We start from the raw sequence: 15,172 nt of genomic DNA, 5'->3' as shown, positions 1-15,172 counted from the left end.
CATGTTCTCGAACGTCGATCTCCAGCAACTCATCTTCGGGCGCCTTTCGCTCGAAGCCATTCCCTATCACGAGCCCATCCTGCTCGTGACCTTCGCGGTCGTGGCCCTGGGCGGGATCGCGCTCCTCGCCGCCATCACGTGGTACGGCAAGTGGGGCTACCTGTGGCACGAATGGTTCACGAGCGTCGATCACAAGAAGATCGGCATCATGTATGTCATCCTGGCTATCGTGATGCTGCTGCGCGGCTTCGCCGACGCGGTCATGATGATCACCCAGAAGGCGCTTTCGGTCGGCGTGAACGAGGGCTACCTGCCTCCGCACCATTACGATCAGGTCTTTTCCGCCCATGGCATGATCATGATCTTCTTCATGGCCATGCCGTTCGTGACCGGCATCATGAACTACATCATGCCGCTGCAGATCGGTGCGCGCGACGTGGCCTTCCCGTTCCTGAACAATTTCAGCTTCTGGATGACGGCGGGCGGCGCCGTCCTGACGATGATGTCCCTGTTCGTCGGTGAGTTCTCGCGCGCCACATGGCTCGGCTTCGCTCCGTTGTCGGGGGCGGCATACAGTCCGGGCGTCGGGGTCGACTACTACATCTGGGGCCTCCAGATCGCGGGCGTCGGTACCACGTTGTCGGGCATCAACCTGATCGCCACCATCGTCAAGATGCGCGCTCCGGGCATGACGATGATGAAGCTGCCCGTCTTCTGCTGGACGACGCTTGCCAGCAACGCCATCATCGTGACGATCTTCCCGGTCCTGACCGCGACCTTGGCGCTCCTCGCCCTCGACCGTTACGTGGGAACGCATTTCTTCACGAACGATTTCGGCGGCAATGCGATGATGTACATGAACCTCATCTGGATCTGGGGCCATCCGGAGGTCTACGTTCTCATCCTGCCCGCCTTCGGCATCTTCTCGGAGGTCACCTCGACCTTCTGCAGCAAGCGGCTGTTCGGCTACACGTCGATGGTCTACGCCACGATGGTGATCGCCCTCGTGTCCTGGCTCGTCTGGCTGCACCACTTCTTCACCATGGGTGCGGGTCCCACCGTCAACGCCTTCTTCGGCATCGCCAGCATGATCATCTCGATCCCGACGGGCGCGAAGGTGTTCAACTGGCTCTTCACCATGTATCGCGGCAAGATCCGCTTCGAGACGCCGTTCATCTGGGTGGTGGGCTTCATCCCGACCTTCGTGATCGGCGGCCTGACGGGCGTTCTGCTCGCGGTGCCACCCGCCGACTTCGTGGTGCACAACAGCCTGTTCCTCGTGGCCCATTTCCACAATGTCATCATCGGCGGCGTCGTGTTCGGGCTGCTGGCGGGCGTCCAGTACTGGTTCCCCAAGGCGTTCGGCTACAAGCTCGACCCGTTCTGGGGCAAGGCGTCGTTCTGGTGCTGGCTCGTCGGATTCTGGACCGTGTTCGGGCCGCTCTACATCCTCGGCCTGATGGGCGTGACGCGCCGGACGCAGCATTTCGACGACCCGAGCGTGCAGCCCTTCCTGACCGTGGCGGCCATCGGCGTCTTCATCATCGCGGCCGGTATCCTGGCCTTCCTGATCCAGCTCGTCGTCAGCTATATCCGGCGCGAGAGCCTGCGCGACCTCACCGGCGATCCCTGGGACGGGCGCACGCTCGAATGGGCGACGTCCTCGCCTCCCCCGCCCTACAATTTCGCCTTCACGCCCGTGGTCCACGACCTCGATGCCTGGTGGGACATGAAGAGGCGCGGCGCTGATCACCCCTTGGAAGGCTTCAGGCCGATCCACATGCCCAGGAACACCGGCGCGGGCGTGGTGCTGGCCGGGCTCAGCACCGTGCTCGGCTTCGCCTTGGTCTGGTACATCTGGTGGCTGGCCGCCCTGTCCTTCGTGGCGCTCCTGGCGACCGCCATCATCCACACCTTCAACTACAACCGGGACTACTACATCCCGGCCGAGGACGTCGTGCGGCTTGAAAGCCAACGCATGGCGCAACTCGCAGGAAGGGCCTGAGCCGATGCATGAAATGACCCCGCCGCCGGGCGCCACGGCGCCGGTCTTCTACGAGCAGGAAGAGCACGCCCACGGCGATGGGGGCACGTTGTTCGGCTTCTGGATCTACCTGATGGGGGACAGCCTCATCTTCGCGGTCCTGTTCGCCTGCTATGGCGTGCTCGGCCGCAACTACGCGGCCGGCCCGTCGGGCGCCGAGCTGTTCGACCTGCGGCTGGTCGCGGTCAACACGACCCTCCTGCTCCTGTCCTCCATCACCTACGGCTTCGCCATGCTGGAGATGGACAAGGAAAAGGCCCGCACAACACTCATCTGGCTCGCGGTCACGGGCCTGCTCGGCGCGGGGTTCCTCGCGATCGAGCTTTATGAATTCGCCCATCTGATCCGCGAGGGCGCCACGCCTCAGCGCAGTGCCTTCCTGTCCTCGTTCTTCGCGCTGGTGGGCACCCACGGGCTGCACGTCACGTTCGGCATCGTCTGGCTCGTGACCCTGATGGTCCAGGTGCGCATGCGCGGACTGATGCTGGAAAACAAGCGCCGGCTCATGTGTCTGTCCATGTTCTGGCATTTCCTCGACGTGGTCTGGATCGGCGTGTTCACCTTCGTCTACCTGATGGGAGTCATGCGATGAGCGACGTCGTCGAGCACGGGCTCGCCGGGAGGCCCCAAGGCCACGGCGAGGCGCATGGACCGCATGATGCGCACGGCTCGCAGGGCACGTTCAGAAGCTACATGACCGGCTTCGTCCTGTCGGTCATCCTCACGGCCATTCCGTTCTGGCTCGTGATGGGCAACGTGCTGGACGACACGCGCACGACCGGCATCGTGATCATGGCGCTGGCGGCCGTGCAGATCGTCGTTCATATGATCTACTTCCTGCATATGAACACGAAATCCGAGGGCGGCTGGACCTTCCTGGCCCTGCTGTTCACGCTCATTCTCGTCGTCGTCACGCTGGTTGGCTCGATATGGGTCATGTACCACCTCGACCAGAACATGATGCAGATGCCGCCCCACGAGGCGGTGCAAAAGCCCTGACGGGCAAACGCATCGCGGCTCTGGTCGCTTTCGACGTGATCGCACTGCTGCTCGTGGTCGGTCTCGCGTCGCTCGCGGTCTGGCAGGTCCATCGCCGTGCCACCAAGCTCGACCTGATCGCGCGCGTGGACGCCCGCGTTCATGCGGCTCCCACGCCTGCGCCGGGTCGGGAACAATGGGCCGACGTGTCGGCGGCCGCGGACGAGTACCGCCACGTGGGCGTGACGGGCCGATGGCTCGTGGATCGCTCCGCGCGCGTGCAGGCGGTCACGGAACTGGGCGGTGGGTATTGGATCATGACGCCCTTGGCCCGGGACGATGGGACGACGGTTCTCGTCAATCGCGGCTTCGTTCCTGAGACCGAGCGCGATCCGGCCTCGTGGCAGCCGCACAGCGCCGGCCCCGTCACGGTCGTGGGCCTGTTGCGCATCTCGGAGCCGCATGGCGGCTTTCTGCGCGCGAACGATCCCGCGTCCGGCCGGTGGTACTCCCGCGACGTGGCGGCGATCGCCGCAACCCAAGGTCTCGACAATGTCGCGCCGTATTTCATCGACGCCGAACGGACACCGGGTCAGAGCGGCCTGCCCGTCCCCGGACTGACCGTGATCGCCTTTTCGAACAACCACCTCGTCTACGCGCTCACCTGGGTGGCTTTGGCCCTGATGACCGCAGCGGGAGCGATCTTCGTCAACCTGGACCTGCTACGACCCCGCTGGTTCGGATTGCGGCAGGCGAGCCTGCACGAATCATGATTTGACGCTGGGCCTCGGTTCATTCGTTTCTTTTGCGAAACAAAAACCGCTCGCCTCCGCACAAGTTTCAATCTTCCGCCCCCTGTGACGCGCTTCACAGCCCACCTCCGCACAATGGTTCAAAGTCCCATCATCGCCAACCGAGATCGCATCTCCGGCGGTACGGAACGCAACCCTTGAACTGCAGAGGATTTGTCATGAACATCAACGTGAATGCCAGCCCGATCACCCAGGTCGCCACCACCACGGCCATCGGCGGCCCCGGTCTCTTCGGCGATGGTGGCGATGCCACGGCGGTGACGAACCAGCACGCCGACAGCTCGAACGTCCAGCTGGGCGACAGCTATCACTTCCCCTGGGGTGGCCCGGCCGATTTCGGCCCCGACATCAACGTCAATGCCAGCCCGATCACCCAGGTGGCGGAGACGACCGCCATCGGCGGTGTCGGCCTCTTCGGCCACGGCGGCGACGCTTTCGCGCTCACCAACCAGGACGCCCACATCTTCAACCATCAGGGCTGATCCCGCCCTGGAGCGCCAGGGCCGCAGGCTTTGGCGCTCCGCTTCCCTTCCGGCCTTATCATTGAGGCCCGGCCTGAACGCGCGTCAGCGGCGTGCCGTCCACCGCAGTCGCTTCGGCGCTCTCGAGCTTTTTGACATCCTCAGGCGAGAGCGCCGGCCGGTTCACCTTGATCGTCAGCTTGTTCAACCTGGCGGTCAGCGGGAACGGCGGCGTGTAATCGGCATCGTTCACGCCGGTGAGCGTGTCCGAGCCGATGTCAAAGGACTCGTCCCATTGCAGGATCATCGGCAACGTGTGTTCCAGCGTGATCGTCTGCACCGCCGTGCCGTCGACCTTGAGGGTGCCGGCACCGGGACGGCCGACCCCGCTCATGCTGTTGAACGCAAGGGTGCCGGCGCCCAGGCCATCGTACTTGAAGTCGAATTCCAGCGTGTGCTTGCCAGGCGTAAGCGCCTCCGGCCCCTCCCACTTCACCCGCTTCAGGTCGACCAAGTTCCACAGGAACACCGGCTTGCCCTTGAGCAGGTAGAAGCCGTAGCCGGCAAAGCGCCCGCCCGACGTCAGGATCATTCCCTCGGCTCCTCCCGGCGGCACCTCGATGTCGGCCGTGATCGTGTACGAGGTGTTCAGCAGCACCGGCGAGTCGCCCTGCGGCAACCCGGTCATCGGCCGAGTATAGACAAATTCGGAGCGCCCCGCCGTGATGTTCGGGCGCGGCGCGGCGATGCGCGCGGCCACCGAGGCATCCATCGGGAACACCTGGTACCTATTCGCCTCGGCGACGAACATCCGCTTCAGCTCCTCCACCTTCTGCGGATTCCTGTCCGCCACGTCGGTGGTCTGGCTGAAATCCGTGTTCAGGTCGTAGAGCTGGAGCACCTGGTTGTTGAGCGGGTCGGGATTGGCCGGGCCGAAGGCCTCCCACGGGGCGCGGTTGACCTGGGTGCTCAGGAGCCAGCCGTCGTTGTACAGCGCCCACTGCCCCATCATCTCGAAATACTGCGTCGTGTGCCGCGATGGCGCCTTGGCGTTCGCCGCGTCGAAGGTGTAGGCGAAACTCGTGCCCTCGATCGGCGCCTGCTTGATCCCGTCGACGACATCCGGCGCGCGGATGCCCGCGGCCTCGAGGATCGTCGGCACCACGTCGATGACGTGGACGAACTGCTCGCGGAGGGCTCCCTTGTCCTTGATGCGCGCCGGCCACGACACGGCCATGTTCTGGTTGATGCCGCCGAGTTGCGAGGCATTCTGCTTGAACCAGGAGAACGGCGTGTCGAAGGCCCACGACCAGCCGGCCGACATGTGATTGTAGGTCTGCTCGGTGCCCCAGACATCGTAGAACTTCATCTGGACGTCGACCGGCAACTCGTTCAGGCCGTTGAAGAACGCCACTTCGTTGGGCGTTCCCTTCGGCCCGCCCTCGGCACTGGTGCCGTTGTCGCCGTTGATGTAGATGACCAGCGTGTTGTCGTGTTGTCCGATATCGTCGAAGGCCTGGATCACCCGTCCGATCTCGTGGTCGTTATAGGCCGCATAGGCGGCGAAGACTTCGACCTGGCGAATGTAGAGCTTCTTCTCATCGGCCGAGAGCGCATCCCATTCCTTCAGCACATCCTTGGGCCAAGGTGCCAACCTGGTATCGCTAGGAACGACCCCGAGCCGCTTCTGGTTCTCGAAGATACGCTCGCGCAGCTTGTTCCATCCCTCGTCGAACAGGTGCATGTCGCTGATCTTCTTCACCCACTCCGCCGTCGGGTGATGCGGGGCGTGCGTGGCCCCGGGCGCGTATTTGACGAAGATCGGCTTCGACGGCTGAATCTGATGCATCCGGTTGACGTAGTCGATGGCATCGTCGGCCATCGCGGTGACCAGGTTCCAGCTCCCGGCCGGCTTGCCCTCGAAGGGATAGATCTGCGTCGTGTTGCGGAAGAGGTTCGGCTGCCACTGGTTGGCATCGCCGCCTACGAAACCGTAGAAGTACTCGAAGCCCATGCCGGTCGGCCACTGGTCGAACGGTCCAGCCTGGCTGGCCGCGAAGGCGGGCGTGTTGTGGTCCTTGCCGAACCAGGACGTGGCATAGCCGTTGTCGAGCAGGATCCGGCCGATGGTGGCCTTGTCCTTGGCGATGATGCTGTTGTAGCCGGGGAAGCCCGTGGACTGCTCGGAGATCACGCCGAACCCGGCCGAGTGATGGTTGCGCCCGGTGATGAGTGCGGCGCGCGTCGGCGAACACAGGGCGGTGGAGAACACGCGGTTGTAGCGCAGGCCTTCGTTGGCGACCCGGTCGAGCGCCGGCGTCGGGATGACCCCGCCGAAGGTGCCGGGCACGCCGAAGCCGGCGTCGTCGGTGATAATCAGCAGGACGTTGGGTGCATCTTTCGGCGGCACGATGCGCGGCGCCCACCACGGCGTGGACTGCAAGGCCTCGTTCCTGATCACGCCGCCGAATTGCGGGTCCGGCGCAGGGAGTTGGCGTCCATCGATGGTCGTGGTCGCATCCGGCGCCCCGGGTGTGCCGGTGACCTGCTGGGCCTGCGCCACGGAGATGGACAGAAGGCTGGCGGCGGCGAGGGAAAAGGCTGCGGAGATCGCTTTCATGGTGGGCTCCTCCCGAGACCGGCACGGCAAGCCTGTGCCACACGAACGGGACGCCGCCGTGCCTCCATGCAAGGCGGCTCATGGGGTGGAGATCGTGCTGCCCCGATTGCGACAGTGTCGCCCAGCGCCGGGCTTCCGGGCTATCGGGGATATTCCTGAAATCGGCAGCGGCAAACCCTGATTTCAGCTGCGGTGATTTTGCACGCCGCCGGACAGATGGCGGCTCCGGGCTAGCGCGACAATACGCGTCGTTCGGGACCGAAGCGTTATGGTATTCTGTCCATCGGACCCGGCCGCACCTGGACCGGCGCCATCATAACGGAACGCGGCCGGGCCGAACCGGCCTTGGAGGGGGGCCTCTCATGGAAACAACAGTCATCGGCGTCTTGAGGAAGGCCTGCGATCTCGTCGGCAGCGGGGAATCCCTCGGGATCCTCGAAGCCATCAGCTCCCTGAGGGATCAGACCAGCGGGCGGACGCGGGATCTCGCCTATTACGCCGTGCTCGAAACCGCGATGGTGAGCCGTGGCGATGCCTCTCTGGCGATGCTCTCCGCCGATGATCGGACAGAATCCACGATCGAACTGCTCGAGGCAACCATCCGGCGCATCATGTCGGCGCTTCACTAGAGCATCGCACGGACCCGGAGGGCCGCGTCAGCGAAAAGTGGACCCGGTTTTCCGCGCCCAACGATGCGCCAGCCAAGAGAAAAAGCATCGTCAAAGGTTGCCTTCAGACCCGCAGGCGATCTGTGCTCCCGTCATGTGGACGGGCGTGACCGGCTTCACGTCCCGGCCGGCGACGGCGCAAGTGAGGCGTGCCTCGGACCGGCATTGCGGTCCTTTCGCCGGACCGACGCGCGGTCCGACGGCGAATTGAACCGTCACTTCTCCGGGCGCCAATTCGAGAAAGCCTTCGACCGACGACAGCCAGGTCTGGCCGACGAGATCCTCCGTGGCGCGCGCTTCGCTCAGGGCCTGCTCGACGCAGGCCACGGCGGCTTCCTTCGGCTGCAAGGGTTCGAGCACGACGGGCGGCGTGATGGCAGCGGTGGTTTCCACCTCGGGAACCTGCTTCGTCGCGGAAGCTTGCTGCTCGGTGTCCTGCGGCTCGCCACGAAACCCGTTGATGATCGCAAGCACCAGAACCGCGAACACCGCCGTCTGGATCGGGATGCGTTTCAGTTTGCTCAGCAGCGGAGCCCGGCGGAAGAGGATCGGGCCGTACAGATGAACGAAAATGGTGACGAGGGTGAGAAGAAGGAGGAAACGCAACATAATGGATCGTGCCCGCGCGGTATCGTGCGAAATGAACGGCTTGTCCTGGGAACTCCTCCAACCTAACCCAGGATCCCGGTCATCGCATGCGGCAAGTGCCGCTTCTCGTTTTTATGGTTAGCGAAGGGTTAAAGAGCCTGCGCGCTTCCTGATGTCGAGCAACGCCGCCGCAATGTCCTGCTCCATGGTTCGGGCGATCGGGTGGCGATAATGAATCTGATCGATGAATGCGTCGGTCTTCTTCAGCTCCGGGCGATCATCCCACCAATCGACCAAGGCCGTATTCGGCCGCCCCGCTGCGAGTTCGATCAGACGCTGCCTGCAGGCCTGCTCGGCGCGATGTCTCGGCGTTCCAGCCTGCGGTTGCCTCGCCGTGAACACCGGCGGGACCACGAGAACGATCGGGAGATCGGCCGGCAAAGCCGCAAGCCTTTCGCCCAGAACGCGGACACCCGGAAACGACGGCTCGCCCAAAGCGTGCCGATCGTTCATACGCTTGAACAGGAGTTCGCGACGGCGGGGCTCATCCGTGAAAAGCGTCGCGTAGAGAGGCTCGTAATCCCAGTATCCGTCTGGCCCGGACTTGGCTCTTGAAGCCGGAAGAATGCCCAGGCGTCGGCCAGCCTGCTTCGCGCTGCTCATGCTGATCAGGCCGGCCAGATACTCGGCCGTCGAATCGCCGATGCGCCAGAACGGAAAGGAGTTGTTGCCGGGTTGCGTCGGATCGGAGTCGCACCAGACATCCCGGCTGAGCGCCATCACGAGAGCTTTCGCCGTGCCGTCATGATGCTTCATGAACCACTCGAGGACCGCCATCTGTTCGGGAATCTGCGCACCGGGCACGGCCAACTGGCCGAACGGCATCCCGGTCAGCTCCGTCAGCCGCGACGGTGAGATTTGGGAGATCGTCGAATTCCCGATCACCATCGCTTGGTATCGCGGGTTGCGTCCTACGCTTGCCGTCGCATTGAGTTCCCTCTGCCCCCGCAGGTCCGGCTCGCGGGAGAACGGCGAGCGTCCCGTGTCGTAGGGATCGATCAGGTACATCGCACCCACGAGTGTCAGAACCAAAGCAACGGACGAGAACACCGCCCATGTGGCGAAGCGCTTCCAAGCCTGGTTCTGATTGTCTGCCGTCATCGGATGCGCTGCCCGTCAGAACTGGAAATAGATGAATTCATAATTCGCGGAATCCCCGATCGTGAGCAGGACTCCCACCAGAACAACAGCGAAGCCGACAGCGATCCAGCGCCGGGGCGGAACGAGTTGGACCGCCGTCCATGCAGTCGGCCCCAGGCATGCCACGGCGGCCGCGAGGGCGATGGCGCGCCACTTGAACGTCCCGCCGTGTGTCGTGAGCCCGAGCATGCCTTCATAGATCCGCAATGCGGCATCGAAACTCGTCGCTCGGAACAGGACCCACGTGAACATGACGAACAGCATTGTCAGCACCCAGCCTGCGATGGCCGGCATGCGAAGCCCGGCCCGGCGCCAGAGGACGCCTGCGCCGAGGCCGAGACCATGCGCGACGCCCCAGGCGATGAAGGTGAGCCCGGCCCCGTGCCAGAGCCCTCCGAGCGCCATGGTGGCGAACAGGGCACCGATCTGAACGCCGAGCCCGTTCCGGCTGCCGCCGAGGGGGATGTAGAGATAATCGCGCAGGAAACGCGACAGGGTCATGTGCCAGCGACGCCAGAAATCCTGGAGCGACGTCGAGGCATAGGGTTTGTCGAAGTTCTGCGGCAGGACGATTCCAAGCATGAGCGCCATGCCCAGCGCCATGTCCGTATAGCCCGAGAAGTCGAAATAGATCTGGAACGTGAAGCCGAGCGTCGCCTGCCATGCATCGATGGTGGGGATCGCGGCGCCGGTTGCCGCCTTGGCGAAGACTGGATTCACGTATTCGGCCAGGGGATCGCTGACGAAGACCTTTTTCGCGAGGCCGAGAATGAGCAGCATGAACCCGCGCCCGAAGCGCTCCGCTGCGTCGGGGCGCTTGTAGGGCCGCTCGTCGAACTGGTGCATGATCTCGCTCCAGCGGACGAGCGGACCGGCGAGCACCTGGGGGAAGAAGGCGATGTAGAGACCATAGCGCACGAGGCCAAAGCGAGGCGCGCGCCCGGCCTTCAGATCGACCAGGTACATGACATGGTGGAACGTGAAGAACGAGATGCCCAACGGCAGCGCGATGTCCCATTTCGGGATTGTGAACGTGGAAAGGAGGTTTGTCAGGTCGGCGAAGAAGTTGAAATACTTGAAGATGCCGAGAACGAGGAGGTTCGCGATCAACGCCAGAATGATCAGGACACCCTGCCGCGTTCGCAGGAAGGCCTGCGCGACGAGCCAGTTCACCAGGATCGAAGCGGCAAGCAGCGGCGCGAAGCGCCAATCCCAATATCCGTAGAACACGAATGACAGGACGAGCAGCAGCGGCAACCGCCATTGCGGCCGGAAGCGCTCGACCAGCCAGTGCATCACCAAGGCGGCGGGTAGGAATACGAGCAGGAACGCGAAGGAATTGAAAAGCATCGTTGACCGCAACATCCCACGGGTTGAGCGATACGGAGGCCAACGGCGTCAGAAACCCGCTCCGAATCTTCTGTGGTTCTCCGCGAGAATACAATGGGTCGTCAAGTTTTCGACGTCGACCCAAGCCTCAAATCTCATATAAAAAATCAGCATACAATGTAACAATATTAATAGTATCTTCTAGATTGTCCACCTTCAGACTGTCAAGCATGTGAGGGCAGCACAGAGGGAACTCGACCTGAGCTGAGATAATAGATCGCACCCTTTATCTCTGAGAACTTCACCAAGAGCTGCTTAGCAACTCGCCTCTCTGCCGTTCTCATATTAAAGGGCGCCTTGCTGGCAAGACGCCCTTCCACATCACGCTAGGAATAGAGAAGCGTAAGCGCGTCAAGCGCGCTCCTCCCAGACCTTGGCGAGTTCGACGATGGTCTTCACGGCCTTTTCCATGTCCTGGCTGCTGACGAATTCCAGCGGGGAGTGGAAGGCGTGGCCACCGGCGAAGATGTTGGGACAGGGCAGGCCCATGAAGGAGAGACGCGAGCCGTCCGTGCCGCCGCGGATGCTGCCGCGCACCGGATCCATGCCGGCCCGGCGGATCGCCTCGACGGCGTTCTCGACGATCTTCGGGTTCCTGTCGAGCACGACCTTCATGTTGCGGTACTGCTCCTTGACCGTGAAGGTGTAGCTGGAGCCCGGATAGAATTTCATCACCTCTCTGGTGATGTCTTCCAGCAGCGCTTCCTTGGTCTTGAGACCGTCTTCCGTGAAGTCGCGGATGATGAAGCTCAAGTTGGCTTTCTCCATCACGCCGGAGATGCCCGTCGGGTGGATGAAGCCGTCGCGGCCCTTCGTGGTCTCGGGCGCCATGTCCTTCGGCAGGCGCGCGACGATGTCGCCCGCGATCCGGATGGCGTTCTCCATCTTGCCGTAGGCGAAGCCTGGATGGATCGCCACGCCCTTGACGGCGATCTCCACGGCATCGGCCGAGAAGGTCTCGTCCTCGATGGTGCCCGCAGTCTCCCCGTCCATGGTGTAGCCGAAATCGGCGCCGAGCTTCTTTAGGTCCACCTTGTCGACGCCGCGGCCGATCTCCTCGTCCGTGGTGAAGAGGATGCGGATCGTGCCGTGCTTGACGTCCGGATTGTTGATCAGGAATTCGGCCGCCGCCACGATCTCGGCGATGCCGGCCTTGTCGTCGGCGCCAAGCAGCGTCGTGCCGTCCGACGTGACTATATCGTGGCCGATCAGGTCCTTCAGGACGGGATGGTCGGCGACACGGATGACCTGGTTCGGATCGCCCGGCAGGCGGATGTCGCCGCCCTGGTAGTTCCTGACCACCTGCGGCTTCACGTTCGTGCCGGAGAAATCCGGTGCCGTGTCCATGTGAGCCGTGATGCAGATGACCGGCACATTGTTCTTCTGCGTATTCGACGGAATGGTCGCGTAAACGTAGCCGTGTTCGTCGAGATGCGCGTCGGAAACGCCGATCTCGAGCAGTTCCTCGACCAGCAGGCGCCCGAGGTTCTTCTGCTTCTCGGTGGAGGGCTGGCTCTGGGACTTGGCGTCGGACTGGGTGTCGATGACGACGTAGCGGAGGAAACGGTCTGTAACGCTGGCGGCCATTGTTCTCGATCCGGATTGCGAGGATATGCAACGGAGTTGTAGCGGGGCCGATCCCTGTCGTGAATGGGGTTCGGGAAACTTTCTTCTCAGGTTCAGGAACCGGACCCTGCCCTTCTCTCTCCACCAGAGAACCCTCTACGGGCCCATGACCGTCACGGTGCTGCACAGGCCCAGTATCGCGAACGCGACGGCGATGAAGACACCATCGCGCCCGTGAAAGTCGGGTGCGTTCATGATCGTGCGCGGCGCATCGGGGCTGAGCCCCCTCGCCTCCATGGCGATCGCCGTGCGGCCGGCGCGGCGGATGGCGAAGGCGAGCAGCGGGATCACGAGGCTCATCAGCTCGAAAAGGCTCGGAATGCGCCGCGAGCGGCGTCCGGACTTCATGGCACGGGCGAGACGCATCTGCTGCGCTTCGCCGGCGAGATCGGGCACGAGCTGCATCGCGGCGAACAGGGAATAGCCGATGCGCGGCGGGAGCCCCGCGTGCCGCATCAGGGAGCGCACGAAAAGGCCGGGATCAGTGGTCAGCGCGAAGAACACCGAGATCATGCCGCAGGCGAGCGCGCGCAGGAACAGGGTGATACCGGCCGAGAACGCAGGCGAAGCAAGAAGCGCTTCGCCAGCCATGCGCAATGCGAAATCGCTCTCCTGGCGAAATAGCATGCTGGTGGCGAGAAAGCCGAAGCCGAACAGGGCAAAGGGGATCATCAGACCCAGGAGCACCAGCGGCGAGGTGCGATTGCCGGTGATCAGGGCGAGCGCCGGCACGAGGGTCGCGGCGAGCTGGAAGCGTGGGTCGAAGATCAGCACGGAGGCGACGAGCCAGACGCAGCAGACGAAAAGCTTCGAGAGCGGATTGAGCGCTTTCAGCATGCGGCGCTCTGTTCCGACATTGGAGCGACGGCCTTCAACCACCGCATCGCCGCAAGACATGCGGGCTCGTCAAGGCCTGCCCGCGCGAGAAGAGCCGCATCGTTCATCAGCTCCTCCGTAGGGCCATCCGCCAGGATGCCGCCCTCCCCCACCACGATGGAACGGGGGCAGAGTTTCAACGCGAAATCCATGTCGTGCGTGATCAGCGCGATCGTGCGGCCTTTCCCATGCAGCGCGAGGATCTCCTGCGTGATAAGCGTCGCCCCATGGGAATCGAGCCCGGCCATCGGCTCGTCGAGCACGAGGAGGGGCCAGCGGTCGGAGAGCGTGAGCGACGCCAAGGCGAGCTTGCGCTTCTGGCCCTGCGACAGCTCGAACGGATGGTTTGCCGCCAGATGCGCCAAGCTCCACGCTTCGAGCGCGGCATCCGTGCGGGCTTCCTTCTCCTCCGCATTCATGCGCTTCGGCCATGCGGTGAGTAGTTCCTCGCGCACGGTGCCGGCGGTGAACTGGCTCTCGGGACTCTGGAAGGCATAGCCGCCCGGGGGGCCGTTGCGCGCACCCTTCTTCAAAGGCAAGAGGCCCGCGAGGCTGAGCCCCAACGTGGATTTACCGGCACCGTTCCGACCCAGCACGCCGAGAATCTCGCCCTCGCGGATGGCGAGATCGACGCCGCGCAGCACGGTGGAGCTCAGGAACGGCGCGCAATCGGCCTGCGACAACTGCACGAGCGTGGGAGTGTCGCGCACGAAAATGGCTGTCTTGGCGGATGCGACGAAAGCCTCCACGGCAGAACGTGCCTTCTCGATGCGATGGCTCGGTGCGTTCGCAGGATCGAGATGCGCCAGCGCTTCTTCGACGGCCAGCGGCGCCAAGGGCGCCGCAACACCAGCCCGCAACAGCTCCGCATCGAGCGCGCCCGATGCGGGACACCAGACGCCGTGCGATTGCAGCAGCGCATACTTCTCGCGGAAGATCCTGCGCGGTTCACCCTCGGCGACGATCGTGCCGTCGCGACCGAGCACGACCATCCGGTCGATGGCTGCGATCAGCCCGTCGAGCCTGTGATCGACGATGAGAATGGCACGTCCATGCTCGTCGAGCGTCAGCAGATCATGCAGGCGGCGGGCCGCTTCCGGCGCAAGATGCGCGGTCGGCTCGTCGGCGACGAAGAACGGCGCATCCTGGACTAGAGTTGCCGCCAATGCGACGAGCTGGCGCTCACCGCCGGAGAGCTGCGTCGAGCGGCGGCGGCGCCACTCCTCCGGCACGCCGGTTTTTCGCATGATCTCCGTAACCGCTTGCGCGATGCGCTCCGGCGGCACGGCGCGGTTTTCGAGCGCGAAGGCGAGTTCGTCTTCGACCCGCATGCCGCAGAGCGTCTGGTCGGCGTCCTGGAAATACTGCGCCACCTGAGAGGCCCAGGCCCACGGCTTGCGTGTGCCGACATCCTGGCCGAACAGACGGACCTCTCCGCCCACCTCCGCCGGGATGCCGTCGGGGATCAGCCCTGTCAGCGTCAGCAGCAGCGTGGATTTGCCGGAGCCGGAGGGCCCGAGCAGAAGGACGCGCTCGCCCTGGCGGATCGAGAGATCCACGGGCCCGACAGCGGGGCGCTTGGCGAAGGGATAGACGACGTCGACCCCACGCCATTCCGCGACAGGTTCGTCGCATCGTGCGGACCCAGTGGGCCGCGCTAGCGAAAAGTGGATCCGGTTTTCCGCGTCGGACGATGCGCCGCTTGAAGGATTGAGCATCGGATCAGATCCCAAAAGTGGAATCCACTTTTGGGTCCGATGCTCTAGGCTCAGGACTCGTTAATTGAGGTAGAAGGCGACGGCAGCCGCGATGCAAATGGCTGAGAAGAAGGTGTGGGCGCAGCGGTCGTAGCGGGTGGCGATCCGGCGCCAGTCCTTGAGCTTGGCGAACATGTTCTCAACCTTATGCCG

13 protein-coding genes and 1 pseudogene are annotated in these 15,172 nt (G+C 63.7%); 6 read left to right on the top strand and 8 right to left on the bottom strand.

All coding sequences use genetic code 11. From position 1 onward, the window contains the following. Window position 1 precedes the first annotated feature (1 nt). From cyoB to AB4097_RS02105, 5 genes are all read left to right on the top strand, one after another. On the top strand, window positions 2-2,005 hold the full coding sequence (gene cyoB / locus AB4097_RS02125; protein ID WP_442036790.1) for a cytochrome o ubiquinol oxidase subunit I: 2,004 nt from the start codon (window positions 2-4) through the stop codon (window positions 2,003-2,005). Window positions 2,006-2,009: 4 nt separating this feature from the next. Next, entirely contained in the window at window positions 2,010-2,636 is a 627-nt protein-coding gene (cyoC, locus tag AB4097_RS02120) for a cytochrome o ubiquinol oxidase subunit III (RefSeq protein ID WP_442036788.1), read from the top strand. Further along, window positions 2,633-3,043, top strand: a complete 411-nt coding sequence (cyoD, locus tag AB4097_RS02115) for a cytochrome o ubiquinol oxidase subunit IV (protein WP_442036786.1) — start codon at window positions 2,633-2,635, stop codon at window positions 3,041-3,043. Before cyoC ends, cyoD begins: the two co-directional genes overlap by 4 nt. Before the next feature lie 35 nt (window positions 3,044-3,078). Further along, the gene (locus AB4097_RS02110) at window positions 3,079-3,795 is read left to right on the top strand and encodes an SURF1 family protein (protein ID WP_442036784.1); all 717 of its coding nucleotides are present in this window, start codon (window positions 3,079-3,081) and stop codon (window positions 3,793-3,795) included. A gap of 197 nt (window positions 3,796-3,992) precedes the next feature. Beyond that, window positions 3,993-4,316, top strand: coding sequence for a hypothetical protein (locus tag AB4097_RS02105; RefSeq protein WP_442036782.1), 324 nt, complete (start codon window positions 3,993-3,995; stop codon window positions 4,314-4,316). 58 nt (window positions 4,317-4,374) lie between these two features. Here the strand turns inward: AB4097_RS02105 and AB4097_RS02100 are convergent, their stop codons facing one another. After that, window positions 4,375-6,915 (bottom strand): arylsulfatase, encoded by a 2,541-nt coding sequence (locus AB4097_RS02100; RefSeq protein ID WP_442036780.1) that lies wholly within the window; start codon window positions 6,913-6,915, stop codon window positions 4,375-4,377. Between the two features lie 362 nt (window positions 6,916-7,277). Here AB4097_RS02100 and AB4097_RS02095 point away from each other — a divergent pair, with 362 nt between their 5' ends. After that, window positions 7,278-7,544: a hypothetical protein gene (locus tag AB4097_RS02095; RefSeq protein WP_442036778.1), complete on the top strand. Its 267-nt coding sequence runs from the start codon at window positions 7,278-7,280 to the stop codon at window positions 7,542-7,544. 90 nt (window positions 7,545-7,634) lie between these two features. On the opposite strand, the gene AB4097_RS02090 is transcribed toward AB4097_RS02095, so the two are convergent. The 7 genes and pseudogenes from AB4097_RS02090 to AB4097_RS02060 all read right to left on the bottom strand — a co-directional run. Then, on the bottom strand, window positions 7,635-8,192 hold the full coding sequence (locus AB4097_RS02090; RefSeq protein ID WP_442036776.1) for a hypothetical protein: 558 nt from the start codon (window positions 8,190-8,192) through the stop codon (window positions 7,635-7,637). Between the two features lie 117 nt (window positions 8,193-8,309). After that, on the bottom strand, window positions 8,310-9,332 hold the full coding sequence (locus AB4097_RS02085) for a hypothetical protein (RefSeq protein WP_442036774.1): 1,023 nt from the start codon (window positions 9,330-9,332) through the stop codon (window positions 8,310-8,312). Between the two features lie 15 nt (window positions 9,333-9,347). After that, window positions 9,348-10,721 (bottom strand): MBOAT family O-acyltransferase, encoded by a 1,374-nt coding sequence (locus AB4097_RS02080; RefSeq protein WP_442036772.1) that lies wholly within the window; start codon window positions 10,719-10,721, stop codon window positions 9,348-9,350. A gap of 390 nt (window positions 10,722-11,111) precedes the next feature. Further along, window positions 11,112-12,347 carry a peptidase T gene (gene pepT, locus AB4097_RS02075; protein WP_442036770.1) on the bottom strand — a complete coding sequence of 412 codons (1,236 nt, stop codon included), beginning with the start codon at window positions 12,345-12,347 and terminating at the stop codon, window positions 11,112-11,114. Between the two features lie 135 nt (window positions 12,348-12,482). Then, complete coding sequence (locus AB4097_RS02070; protein ID WP_442036768.1) at window positions 12,483-13,223, bottom strand: energy-coupling factor transporter transmembrane component T family protein; 741 nt, start codon at window positions 13,221-13,223, stop codon at window positions 12,483-12,485. Further along, window positions 13,217-14,980 carry an ABC transporter ATP-binding protein gene (locus AB4097_RS02065; RefSeq protein ID WP_442036766.1) on the bottom strand — a complete coding sequence of 588 codons (1,764 nt, stop codon included), beginning with the start codon at window positions 14,978-14,980 and terminating at the stop codon, window positions 13,217-13,219. The genes AB4097_RS02070 and AB4097_RS02065 overlap by 7 nt, the downstream gene beginning before the upstream one ends. A gap of 60 nt (window positions 14,981-15,040) precedes the next feature. Beyond that, window positions 15,041-15,172: pseudogene (locus AB4097_RS02060) on the bottom strand (IS5/IS1182 family transposase); the annotation flags it as partial.

This window comes from Microvirga sp. 2MCAF35, from assembly GCF_052115545.1.
Taxonomy (GTDB): Bacteria; Pseudomonadota; Alphaproteobacteria; order Rhizobiales; family Beijerinckiaceae; genus Microvirga.
Note: the sequence above shows the minus strand (reverse complement) of the source record. Positions and strands in the feature narration are given on the sequence as shown.